The organism is Corynebacterium sp. HMSC061H03, from assembly GCF_001838215.1.
GTDB lineage: Bacteria > Actinomycetota > Actinomycetes > Mycobacteriales > Mycobacteriaceae > Corynebacterium > Corynebacterium jeikeium_D.
In genome coordinates, this window is record NZ_KV836066.1 from 52,868 (window position 1) to 64,343 (window position 11,476).

The 11,476-nt window shown below is 60.9% G+C and carries 9 protein-coding genes and 1 tRNA gene; 8 read left to right on the forward strand and 2 right to left on the reverse strand.

Annotated elements, in window-relative coordinates:
- Positions 1-28 precede the first annotated feature (28 nt).
- The 3 genes from der (at position 29) to HMPREF2787_RS04960 (ending at position 3,617) form a co-directional block, all read left to right on the forward strand.
- Positions 29-2,341 carry a bifunctional cytidylate kinase/GTPase Der gene (gene der / locus HMPREF2787_RS04950; protein WP_070858663.1) on the forward strand — a complete coding sequence of 771 codons (2,313 nt, stop codon included), beginning with the start codon at positions 29-31 and terminating at the stop codon, positions 2,339-2,341.
- Positions 2,342-2,464: 123 nt separating this feature from the next.
- Complete coding sequence (locus HMPREF2787_RS04955) at positions 2,465-3,457, forward strand: PASTA domain-containing protein (protein ID WP_070858554.1); 993 nt, start codon at positions 2,465-2,467, stop codon at positions 3,455-3,457.
- A gap of 86 nt (positions 3,458-3,543) precedes the next feature.
- Positions 3,544-3,617 (forward strand) — tRNA-Pro (locus HMPREF2787_RS04960).
- Positions 3,618-3,716: 99 nt separating this feature from the next.
- On the opposite strand, the gene rraA is transcribed toward HMPREF2787_RS04960, so the two are convergent.
- Positions 3,717-4,190, reverse strand: coding sequence for a ribonuclease E activity regulator RraA (gene rraA, locus HMPREF2787_RS04965; protein WP_016422839.1), 474 nt, complete (start codon positions 4,188-4,190; stop codon positions 3,717-3,719).
- Positions 4,191-4,380: 190 nt separating this feature from the next.
- Between rraA and secA2 the strand changes: the two genes are divergently transcribed.
- The 5 genes from secA2 (at position 4,381) to HMPREF2787_RS04990 (ending at position 9,690) form a co-directional block, all read left to right on the forward strand.
- Positions 4,381-6,660: an accessory Sec system translocase SecA2 gene (gene secA2 / locus HMPREF2787_RS04970; RefSeq protein ID WP_070858555.1), complete on the forward strand. Its 2,280-nt coding sequence runs from the start codon at positions 4,381-4,383 to the stop codon at positions 6,658-6,660.
- 238 nt (positions 6,661-6,898) lie between these two features.
- Entirely contained in the window at positions 6,899-7,324 is a 426-nt protein-coding gene (odhI, locus tag HMPREF2787_RS04975) for an oxoglutarate dehydrogenase inhibitor Odhl (RefSeq protein WP_016422837.1), read from the forward strand.
- Between the two features lie 70 nt (positions 7,325-7,394).
- Positions 7,395-8,153, forward strand: a complete 759-nt coding sequence (locus HMPREF2787_RS04980; RefSeq protein WP_016422836.1) for a transcriptional regulator FtsR — start codon at positions 7,395-7,397, stop codon at positions 8,151-8,153.
- Positions 8,154-8,198: 45 nt separating this feature from the next.
- Entirely contained in the window at positions 8,199-8,798 is a 600-nt protein-coding gene (locus HMPREF2787_RS04985) for a bifunctional nuclease family protein (protein ID WP_070858556.1), read from the forward strand.
- Between the two features lie 388 nt (positions 8,799-9,186).
- Positions 9,187-9,690: a MerR family transcriptional regulator gene (locus tag HMPREF2787_RS04990; protein ID WP_172620271.1), complete on the forward strand. Its 504-nt coding sequence runs from the start codon at positions 9,187-9,189 to the stop codon at positions 9,688-9,690.
- Between the two features lie 164 nt (positions 9,691-9,854).
- On the opposite strand, the gene HMPREF2787_RS04995 is transcribed toward HMPREF2787_RS04990, so the two are convergent.
- Complete coding sequence (locus HMPREF2787_RS04995) at positions 9,855-11,453, reverse strand: vWA domain-containing protein (RefSeq protein ID WP_070858557.1); 1,599 nt, start codon at positions 11,451-11,453, stop codon at positions 9,855-9,857.
- Between the last annotated feature and the right edge of the window lie 23 nt (positions 11,454-11,476).

Consider the following 11,476-nt stretch of genomic DNA (forward strand, 5'->3'; position numbering starts at 1 on the left):
AGAGAACCAAGGAGCTGAAGGAGCCCACATGAGCGAGCAGAACACTGACGACATGCTGTTGGTTGCCATTGACGGCCCTTCCGGCACTGGCAAGTCGACTGTCTCTCGGATGGTCGCAACCGAGCTGGGTGCAAAGTACCTGGACACCGGCGCTATGTACCGCGTTGCCACCCTGTGGGTGCTGCGCCAGGGCATCGACCCGACCGACGAGGAAGCCGTGGCCAAGGCGACGGCCGCCCTGCCACTGGAAGTCTCCGATGACCCGAACTCCACCGCCGTCCTCCTCGACGGCGAGGATGTCTCCGGCGAGATTCGCGGCCCGGAGGTCACCCGCAACGTGTCGGCGGTCTCCGCGATTCCGGCCGTGCGCACCAACCTGGTCGCACTCCAGCGTTCGCTGGCCGCATCGGCTGTGCGCTGTGTGGTGGAAGGCCGTGACATCGGCACGGTCGTGCTCCCGGACGTCCCGGCGAAGATCTTCATGACCGCCTCCGCCGAGGTCCGCGCTCGCCGCCGCTACGACCAGGACATCGCTGCTGGTCGTGAGGCCGACTTCGACACCGTGCTTGCCGACGTCATCCGCCGCGATGAACTCGACAGCAACCGTGCGACCTCTCCGCTGAAGCCAGCCGAGGATGCGTTCATTCTGGACACCTCTGAGATGGACATTGAAGAGGTCGTGGAAAACGTCCTCGATGTCGTTGAGGCCGGCTACCCGGGGTCCACCATGGACTGGGACGATGTCGACAACGAGGAGTTCGAGGAATCTTACGAGGGCTCTTACGACGATTCCGAGGACGACACCGCCGGACACCTGGTCGCAAACGTGGAGAGCGAAAACGCGCCGGGCACCGCAGGCAGCCACACCAGCGCAGACGAGTTCATCGACCGCACGATCGCTGACCACGAGACGATCATCTCCGAAGCCATCGAGCGCGCCGAAACCGGCCAGATCGACGACGATGCCGACTGGGAAGAACTGGAAAACGCCTTCGCAGCGCTTGGCGTGAGCGACGAGGAGGAAGAAGCTCTTCCGACCGTGGCCATTGTGGGACGACCGAATGTTGGTAAGTCCACCATGGTTAACAGGTTCATTGGCCGTCGTGAAGCAGTTGTCGAAGACTTCCCGGGCGTGACCCGCGACCGCATCTCCTACCTGGGTGAATGGGGCGGACGTCGCTTCTGGGTGCAGGACACCGGCGGCTGGGACCCGGATGCGAAGGGTATGCACGCGGCGATTGCTCGTCAGGCGGAGACCGCGATGGAGACCGCCGATGTGATTGTCATGGTCGTCGACACCACCGTTGGTATCACCGCCACGGAAGAGGTCATGGCCCGCCGCCTGCAGCGCGCGGAGCAGCCGGTTATTCTCGCCGCCAACAAGTTTGAGTCGGATTCGCAGCTTGGCGACGTCGCGGAGTTCTGGGCTCTCGGGCTCGGCGAGCCGCACCCAACCTCGGCCCTCCACGGCCGTGGCAATGCCGACGTGATGGACGAGGTGGTGGCCGCCTTCCCGGAGGTGCCGCGTGCGAAGTCGCTGCCGACCGGGCCGCGTCGTGTGGCGCTGGTGGGCAAGCCGAATGTGGGCAAGTCTTCGCTGCTGAACAAGCTCTCCGGTGAAGATCGCGCAGTGGTCAGCGACGTGGCCGGTACCACGGTTGACCCGGTGGACTCCCTGGTGCAGATGGACGAGGCGCTCTGGCGTTTTGTGGATACCGCTGGTATCCGCAAGAAGACCAAGACCGCCAAGGGCCACGAGTTCTACGCCTCGCTGCGTACTCGTTCGACGATTGACAACGCTGAGGTCGTGATCTTCCTGGTCGATGCCTCCGAGCAGATCACCGAGCAAGATCAGCGCGTGCTGCGGATGATCCTCGACTCCGGTCGGGCACTTGTGGTCGCCTACAACAAGTGGGACCTCATGGATGAGGACCGTCGCGACCTGCTCGAGCGTGAAATTGCAGAGCAGCTCGCACACGTGCCGTGGGCTCGTCGGGTGAACATCTCCGCCAAGACTGGTCGCGCTGTGCAGAAGCTGGAGCCGGCAATGCTGGAGGCCGTGGAATCGTGGGATAAGCGCATCTCCACTGGTCGCCTGAACACTTGGTTGCGTGCGATCATGCAGCAGAACCCGCCACCGCTGCGTGGTGGCCGCCAGCCGCGCGTGCTGTTTGCCACCCAGGCATCCTCGCGCCCGCCGGTGATTGTGCTGTTTACAACTGGCTTCCTGGAGCACGGCTACCGTCGCTTCCTGGAGCGCAAGCTGCGTGAAGAGTTCGGTTTCGAGGGCTCACCGGTGCGCATCGCGGTGCGTGTCCGCGAGAAGAAGAAGCGCCGTTAGGAAGCTCCGCCAGTTGCGCGTGGTGAGCTGAGAAAAGCCCAAAATGTGATTTAGGCAATTGCATTTTGGGCTTTTCGTTGGCATTTTAGAGTTTCAGTAAATTAGCGATAAGGAGAACTGACAATGGTCAGGCGCGGCAACAATCGTGACGGCTCTCAGCACGATGGCCGAGACAACAGCTACGGACGCGATTCCTCAAGCGCATACGGCGATGACTCCGCGACTCGCTACATTCCGCGGGACGAGGGATACCGCGGATACAACCCGGATGCCGACTTCGCGGGCGAGCAGCCGACCGAATACTTCGGCGGCGACTCCTCTGAGACGCAGTTCTTACAGCGCGGCGATGAAACACGTTTTGAGAACTCGCGAGGTACCGGCGCTGGTGCCGGAGCACAAGACGGTGGCGCAGGCGCTGGCGCACAAGGGAGCGGCCAGTACTGGGCACCGCTTTCTGAAGAAGAACGCGGCTATGGTCAGGCGAGCCAGCAGGCAGGCGCAACCCAGCAGTACGCCGCAGGTGGCGCAGGCGGTTACGGTGACATGAACAACGGTAATAACCGTGGCAACAGTGGCAATGATGACTCCAAGAAGGGCTGGGGCAAGCCTGTCGCCATTGTGGCCATCGCCGCCATGGTGGCCGTAGTCGCGCTGGTAGCCCTGGTCTTGTCCTTTACTTCCGGAACCGAGGACAAAAACGACAATGCGGCGGAGACGACGCAGGAGACGTCGTCAAGCCCGACGCCGACGACAACCTCGCCGGAAGAAACCACGACAAGCCCAGCCGATCGCTTGGACCCATCGGGCACGATTAACGACACCCGTGAGCGCCTTGAGCAGGAGCTCGACCAACTTCGCGAGTCGCCGCCAGCTATCCCTGGCCCCGGTGAGCGCAGCAGCGGTTGGGGCACCATCCCGCAGGGCGTGGTGGGCAAGAGCCCGGCATCGGTCGAGGTGGAGCTGCGTACCAACGGCTACCAGAACGTGACTGTCGTCGACGCCGAGGGCAATCCGACCAACTCGGTGGCCGCGATTATGGGCAAGGTCGCCTCGATTGATCCGCCGGAGGGACAGATGGCGGAGACATCCACGCCTGTGACCATCTACCTGCAGTAATGCGGTAGGCAGGGCAGGGGGCTGGGGCGATTTCCGCCAGCAAACACCAATGATGTAACCTATAGCTCGTTGCACTTTGGTGCACGCGGGCTGTAGCGCAGTTTGGTAGCGCACCTCACTGGGGGTGAGGGGGTCGTCGGTTCAAATCCGGTCAGCCCGACAAAAATAGCCGCCGTCTTCTGGAAGATTCCGGGAGGCGGCGGCTTTTGTTTACGGCTATTGCTTTACGGTTTTGTCTGCTGTCTAGCGCACAAGCGCACTAGCGCACGACAATACCGTCGGAGTCAGCGTAGAGCGTCTCGCCCGGAACGAAGTCAATGCCGCCGAAGGAGACAACGACGTCGCGCTCGCCCTCGCCAGTCTTGGTGGACTTGCGCGGGTTGGTGCCAAGCGCCTTGCAGCCGAAGTCCATCTCGCCAATCAGCTTGGAGTCACGGATCGCGCCATTGACGACCACACCAGCCCAGCCGTTGTCCTTGCCGAGCCCCGCAATAACGTCACCGACCAGCGCCGTGTGCACAGAAGCGTCACCGTCGATGACAAGCACACCGCCTTCAGACGGTTCGGAGAGAACCTTCTTCAGCAGCGCGTTGTCCTGGAAGCACTTGACCGTGGAGATCTTGCCGCAGAACTCCACGCGACCGCCGAGGTTACGCATCTGAGTATCGCAGGAACGCACGTCCGGGCCGATCTCGTCAACCAGGTCAGCGGTGGGGATGAATTCGATTGCCATAGGGGATTCAAGTCCTTCCGAAAATTGCTCGCATCAAGTGTTAAACCCATTGTTTCAAACTCAAGATGTGACTAAAGACATATGGTGCAAATTCGCTGGCAGCGATTGACACTCCGAAGGTCGGCCCAGATTGATTACTCTGGTGAGTCAGAACGCGCCGACAACCACACGTGCGCAGGAAGGGTAGAAGATGGCTGGGTTTAATTGGTTTTGGAAGGCTCTTAGCGGCAAGCAGGGGCGCAACCAAAAACGCAGCGTAGGGCTGGTGGCACGTGCCGCTGAGCTCGAGCCGCAGGTACAGGCGCTTTCCGACGCCGGCCTCGCCGACTTCACCCGCCAACACGCCACCGACGCACCGGAGCTTTTAGCTGCGCTCCGCGAAGTCTCCCAGCGCACCCTGTCCATGCGCCCCTTCGATGTGCAGCTGCAAGGTGCACTGGCGCTCATGGAGGGAGACGTTATCCAGATGGCCACCGGTGAGGGCAAGACTCTCTCCGGCGCCCTGGCTGCAGCCGGGTTCGCCCTGCGTGGTCACCGCGTGCATTCCGTGACTGTCAACGACTACCTCGCAGGCCGCGACGCGCAGTGGATGCAACCGCTGTTCGGGTTCCTTGGGCTCTCGGTGGCGGCTATTTCGCCGCAGGATGGTCCGGGGGAGCGTCGTAAAGCGTATGCGGCAGATATCGTCTACGCCGCCGTCAACGAACTCGGCTTCGACGTTCTGCGCGACCGCTGCGCGCCGGCCATCGAAGACCGCGTGCAGTCGCCCGCTGATGTCGCGATCATCGACGAGGCCGACTCCGTGTTGGTGGATGAAGCGCTGGTTCCGCTTGTGCTTGCCGGCAATGAGCCGGGCACCGCACCGACCGGTCAGATCACCGACGTGGTGCGTCGCCTGCAGCTCGGCGACGACTACACCGTCGACGAAGGCCGCCGCAACGTCTTCCTCACCGATACCGGCGCCGCACGCGTCGAACGCCTGCTTGGCATCGGCTCGCTGTACGACGCCGAACATGTCGGTACCACTCTGGTTCAGGTCAACGTTGCACTGCACGCCCACGAGCTGCTGCAGCGCGATGTCGACTACATCGTGCGCGACGGCAAGGTACAGCTCATTGACGCCTCGAAGGGACGCGTGGCGGAACTGCAGCGCTGGCCGGACGGTCTGCAAGCAGCGGTAGAGGCCAAGGAGGGACTGCAGGTCTCTGAGGGCGGCCGAATCCTCGACTCCATGACCATCCAGCAACTCGTCGGCCGCTACGACATCACCTGCGGCATGACCGGCACCGCCACCTCCGCGGGCGACCAGTTCCGCGAGTTCTATGGACTCCACGTCTCCGTCATCGAACCCAACGTCCCATGCATTCGTGACGACGAGCCCGACCGCATCTACGCCACCACCGACGACGCGTTCGCCGCGCTTGTCGACGAGGTCGTGGAACTCAACGGCACTGGTCGACCAATACTCGTAGGCACCCGTGACGTGGCGGAATCGGAACGCCTGGCCGATGCGCTGGTCCTGCGCGGCATCGAATCCTCGGTGCTGAACGCGAAAAATGACGAGCTGGAGGCCCAGGTCATCGCCAATGCTGGCGATATTGGCCGCGTGACGGTGTCCACCCAGATGGCCGGACGAGGAACCGACATCCGCCTCGGTGGGGCAGATGAATCCAACCGAGATGCGGTGGTCGAACGCGGTGGACTATGCGTTATTGGCCTGGGCAAGCACCGCACTGACCGACTGGACAACCAGCTGCGTGGCCGCGCCGGGCGCCAGGGCGATCCGGGCTCGTCGGTGTTCTTTGTCTCCCTGGATGACCCGGTGATTTCCGAGGGCGCTGCTGGCGAGACGTTGAACGTGCTTCCCGAGGACGATGGCCGCGTTCGCGATAAGAGGGCCTACCAGTTCATCGACCGCGCACAGCGAGTGACAGAGGCGACCATGCTGTCGATTCATGCGACGACGTGGAAGTACAACAAGCTCATCGGTGACCAGCGCGAGATTCTGGATGAGCGCCGAGAGAAACTGCTGACTACGAATGCTGCCTGGGAAGAACTGTCCAAATTGGCATCGGCGCGGGCGAAGGAAGTCGAAGCCGCAGTCGGGCGCGATGTCGCCGAGGATGCTGCCCGGGGAATCATGCTGAGCCACCTGGATCGCGGATGGTCAGACCACCTGGCGGATCTGGATGACCTGCGGGAGTCGATTCACCTGCGCGCGCTGGCTAAGGAAAGCCCCATTGATGAGTTCCACCGCGCCGCCATCGGCGCCTTTAAGAACCTGGTGAACAATGCCGTTACCGAGTCGGTGCAGACCTTCCAGGAGGTCGAAATCGACGGCGAAGGCGCACATCTGGAGGACACGGGTCTTGCTCGCCCGAGCTCGACGTGGACGTACATGGTCAACGACAACCCATTGAGCAATGGTGGTGGCTCGGTCGTCGGCTCGATTGCCGCGATGTTTAGGTAAGCCGTAACCACAAGTTTGGTAACAATTTGAAAATATTTCTCAGGTGACCGGCCTAGGTACACCCACAGAGAAAGCTCTCAGATGTCGGTATTTACGCATATCAATCATGTTGTACATACCCTGTCGGTGAGCTGCGTCACAACATGGTTGGGATTAGATAACAACATGAAAGCGGTTGGGGCGCTATTATCTAAAAAGTAACGAGTAAATCGCCCAAGGTTATCCCGGAGGGAAAGATATGACTAGCAATAGCGGCCAGCCAGAGGCATCGGTCGAGACCACCTCGGTCTTCCGTGCAGATTTGCTGAAGGAAATGGAGTCCGGCTCTAACACGGACTCCACGGTCTCCGGTGTTGAAGGACTTCCGGCGGGCTCGGCACTCTTGGTTGTCAAGCGGGGGCCAAATGCGGGTTCGCGTTTCCTGCTCGATCAGGCAGTCACCACCGCTGGTCGTCACCCGGACAGCGACATCTTCCTCGATGATGTGACTGTTTCCCGTCGTCACGCAGAGTTCCGCAAGAACGGTGACTCCTACGAGGTCGTCGACGTGGGATCGCTGAACGGTACCTACGTTAACCGCGAGCCGAAGAACTCCGCGGTTCTGGCTAATGGTGACGAGGTTCAGGTCGGTAAGTTCCGCCTCGTCTTCCTGATCGGTAACTAATTCGACATCGGTTAATGTCGGCGCCAGTCGGCATTAACCCCTTATTTTTGTAAAGGCTCGGAAAAGACCAGTGGCAGCAGTACGCAAATCAGCAGTTTCGCAGCCGACTTCGTCGGAAAGCACTGCGAAGCAAGCACGCTCGGTGGGCAAGAAGAAGACCATCGGTGCTGTGCTGAAGGAAGTCAAGGTTGAGTTCCCTGATGTAACGCTGTCCAAAATTCGTTTTCTCGAGTCGGAGGGGCTGCTGTGCCCGTCGCGTAGCTCCTCGGGATATCGTCGCTACAGCCAGGCGGACATTGACCGCCTGCGCTACATTCTCACCGTTCAGCGCGATAACTACTTGCCGCTGAAGGTTATTAAAGAGCAGCTCGACGAAATTGATGCGGGCAACGCTGGCGGCGACGGGCTGGCATCGGTCACTCCGCTGGTGACGGCGGATCAGTTCCGCGAAGCCGCAGTGGTCTCGCTGACGCAGGCGGAGCTGGCAGAGCGCACCGGCGCTAGCGAGAAGTTCATCACTGAACTGGTTCGAGTCGGTCTGATTACTCCGGACACGCTGAACATGTTCGATGGCGATGACCTGCTCATCACTGAGACGGCGGTCAAGCTGGCTGAGTTTGGCCTGGATGCCCGCCACCTCAAAACTGTGCGTACCGCTGCGGCCCGTGAGGCAGATTTGGTGTCGCTCGCTGCTAGTCCGCTGAGTAAGTCGCGTGCGGCTAGCGGCAAGCAGAAGGCTGTGGAGATGGGCCGTGAGATGACTGCGCTGATGGTCACGCTGCACGGCACTTTGGTCAAGCGCCAGGTCAACAAGGACCTGGGGAAGTAGTCGGTAGTCCCGCGTAAATAGTGGCTCGCTACAATTATCGCTGTTATGGACGAAAAACTCGTAGAAGTCAAGTTTCTAGACTGGATGGCGCATCCTCCTGAGGACGATCCAGTGCTGCTCCTGCATGCCGAAGAGACCAATCGGATTATCCCGATTTGGATTGATTTGGCGACGGCGACGGAGTACTCCGCCCGTGAGACCGGCGCTACGCAGCGTCGCCCGGGCATGCATGAGGTCTTCGTCGATACGCTGGACATGGTGGGGCAGAGCGCCCTGCGCGGCCAGATTACGGGCGTGCATGAGGGCGTTTTCATCGCCAACCTGGTGCTCGAAGGTGGCGCAGAGATTGATATGCGCCCGTCCGACCTCATCCTTATCGCTAGGGAACTTGAGGTCCCGCTGTATGTTGCGCGCGAGGTGCTCGACGCCACGTCGGTAGCGGCGCGTCTCGTCGCAACCAATGGCGGTTCGCTTGCCGACGAGTCGGAGACCGACTCTGTCGAGGCATCGGTGTCGGAGTTTGCGGAATTCCTCGACAGTATCGATGCTGACTACTTCGCCGAGCCGCATGGTGATGCGGAGGATAAGAAGTCTGACGGAGAAGCCGACAGTGGCACCGATTCGGCCTCCGATACCGACCGTTAACAGTGTGGCTGGAGTGAATAGCTGGCTACTTTTGAGATAGTTGTGGCGCTTATTTCCTCCGGCGTGTCGCTGAATGACCCCATAAAAGGGGTAAATTTTCGTAAGTTATGGTTTCATCCCGTCCTGCGGTTTTTCTCCCGGGTTGTGCTTGAGCTGGGGAAACTATGACTCCAAACTCTAAACCTTAACTTTAGGTTTAGAGATTCGGCGTGTCGTCCTGTGATGTATTGACAGCCGATTAACCTTGGCGAAAGATAAATAGCGGCAGTGAAACTACCTCGGGAGAATTTATATGGTCGACGACAACAGCGGTTCGCTCTTTGGCGACAATGAGCTCCGTGCGTCGGACTCGCAAGAGCCACGCGCGGTTCAGGAATCCCTGTTCGACATGGGACCGGACGAGCAGGTTGGCTACCGCGTTCCCATCGCATGTCAGGTAGCGGGCATTTCTTACCGCCAGCTGGACTACTGGGCACGCACCAAGCTGGTGGAGCCTTCTATCCGTACCGCCAAGGGCTCGGGTACCCAGCGTCTGTACTCCTTCCGCGACATCCTCGTTTTGAAGATTGTCCGCGGACTGCTGGACACCGGTATTTCCCTGCAGAACATCCGTCTGGCTGTCGACCGCCTGCGCGACCTCGGCGTCGATGACCTGGCTACCATCACTCTGGTTTCCGACGGTCGCACCGTCTACCAGTGCCGCTCCAATGAAGAGGTCATCGACCTGCTCAACGGTGGCCAGGGAGTGTTCGGCATTGCTGTCCCGGGCATTATGAAGGAACTGACTGGCACCATCGCCTCCTTCCCGTCCGAGCGTATCGACGGTACTCAGGAGAACCCAGGCACTGGCATCGACGAGCTGGCTGAGCGTCGTCGCCGTCGCATCTCCTAACAGCCAACAGATACGGTAACCGCCAACGATACGGCTGAATAGCGGCGTCGCTGCTACGGCTGCCGCTCAAAGAAGCGAAACAAACTAAACGAAAACCGCCTTCCACAACTGGTTCCGTTCCTCCTCTCCCGAGGTTGGACCAGATGGAGGCGGTTTTTTGCTACTTACTCCGTACCGATAGCCGCAGCCAACTGAGAGGCCAGGCCATCGCCGTAGTCGGCCGCAATGCGCAGAGAGCCAGTGGTCATATTTGCCACCTCCTGCAGCTCGGGGCTGGAGCTGTCGCCGTCGGGAAGCACGATGACCTCAATCGTTACCGGGCGGTCTGGGCTAATGAGTTCCTTGATCCTCTCGACGGACTCGGCGGCATCGGCGCCCGAGGCATCGCGCCCCGAGGTGAGCACGACGAGACGGTTGGGCTTGTCCGGGGAGTAGGTGTCGCGGGCGGACTGGTAGGCATCGATAAGCGCTGGCCAGAACTGTGCCTCACCACCAGCCGGAAGTTCGGCCAGCGAACCCTTTACGGCGTCCGCGCCATTGTTGGCCTCGTCATCGGGCGCGGGAAGTTCCGCGAGGCGGTTCACCTCGGGTGCGAATGTCCACAGGCCGTATCGGCCGCCAGGTGCCGCATCGATAGCGCCGGAAAGTGCCGCAGATAGCGCCCCAACATCGACGCCCTCGGAGGTGTCAGCGAGCAGGAGCGCCGAACCCACCGCAGTTGCGGGCTGTTGCGCGTCCGGCTGCTCCAGTGCTGGCGGCAGCGCAAAAGAATCCGTCTGAATCTGCGAGAGCACCCCAAAGTTCTCCGCTACTTCAGGGCTGAAAGTGCTCTCAGCAGCTTCGCCGTCGGCCCCATGATCTGCTGCGAAGTTCCGGAAGTCCTCAGCTGCGCGAGCCGTGTTCTCGTCGATCTTGCCGCCGGAGCCAAAGGTGACAACTGGCGCGTGCAACTGGGGTGCATCCGCAGGGGAGACCAGCTTCAGCCCCTCGCCGGCCATCTGCAACATGGGCTGGGTCGCGGCCACGCCGTCGAAATCAGCGACGTTCTGGCTGAGCATGGTCAGCAGAGTATTGGAGGTGTAGACCTCACCCAAGCCCGCGCGTTCGCGAGCGACATCCGGGCCACCGCCAAGTCGAGCACTAATCACGGCCGACAGTGCCGCGTCGGAGCCACCGGGGGCGGCCACGCGCAATCCCGCAAGCTCTTCCCAAGTGGCGTTGTTCAGCTGGTCAGCACGATTGGTTGTGAAGGCCACGCCGCTGGCAATCGGCGGCAACCACGTCTTGGGGTTGTTGACCTTGACCTTGTCCGAGTTCTTCGCCTGGTCCACGAAAGAGATATCGGCGGGAATCCAGACGCCCGGAGTCATAATTCCTGTACCAGCTTCATCCGCAGCGGGGTCCTCCGGAGCTCCCTCACCAGCTTCAGCACCGCCAGCCTCAGACAGGGCGTTCACAACCTCCTGCGAGCCCGCCACCGTAATCTGTGGCCGCACACAGAAGTCCCTCACCACGGGATTCGACTCGCCATAGTCCTGCACAAGTTTCTGTGCCGAGCCCACCGCAGCAGGATCAGCGGTCACCACCAGCGTCAGGTCACCCTTCGTACACCGTGCACGGTCAGCATCAATCGACGAATCGTTGCTCTTGCGCAGATTAACCCAGGCAAAAATCGCAGCCACCAGAACAATTACGACCAAGACGGCAATAAAAGGCCCCTTAGCCACTCGATAGTTGTTCTCACCCGAGGCGTGTCGTCCCATGTCGTTCTAGCCCTTTCTTTGCT

Coding starts and splice junctions, on each gene's coding strand:
- HMPREF2787_RS04995 (WP_070858557.1), bottom strand. CDS start 11,453: ATGGGACGACACGCCTCGGGTGAGAACAACTATCGAGTGGCTAAGGGG.
- HMPREF2787_RS04990 (WP_172620271.1), top strand. CDS start 9,187: ATGGGACCGGACGAGCAGGTTGGCTACCGCGTTCCCATCGCATGTCAG.
- secA2 (WP_070858555.1), top strand. CDS start 4,381: ATGGCTGGGTTTAATTGGTTTTGGAAGGCTCTTAGCGGCAAGCAGGGG.
- rraA (WP_016422839.1), bottom strand. CDS start 4,190: ATGGCAATCGAATTCATCCCCACCGCTGACCTGGTTGACGAGATCGGC.
- HMPREF2787_RS04985 (WP_070858556.1), top strand. CDS start 8,199: ATGGACGAAAAACTCGTAGAAGTCAAGTTTCTAGACTGGATGGCGCAT.
- HMPREF2787_RS04955 (WP_070858554.1), top strand. CDS start 2,465: ATGGTCAGGCGCGGCAACAATCGTGACGGCTCTCAGCACGATGGCCGA.
- odhI (WP_016422837.1), top strand. CDS start 6,899: ATGACTAGCAATAGCGGCCAGCCAGAGGCATCGGTCGAGACCACCTCG.
- der (WP_070858663.1), top strand. CDS start 29: ATGAGCGAGCAGAACACTGACGACATGCTGTTGGTTGCCATTGACGGC.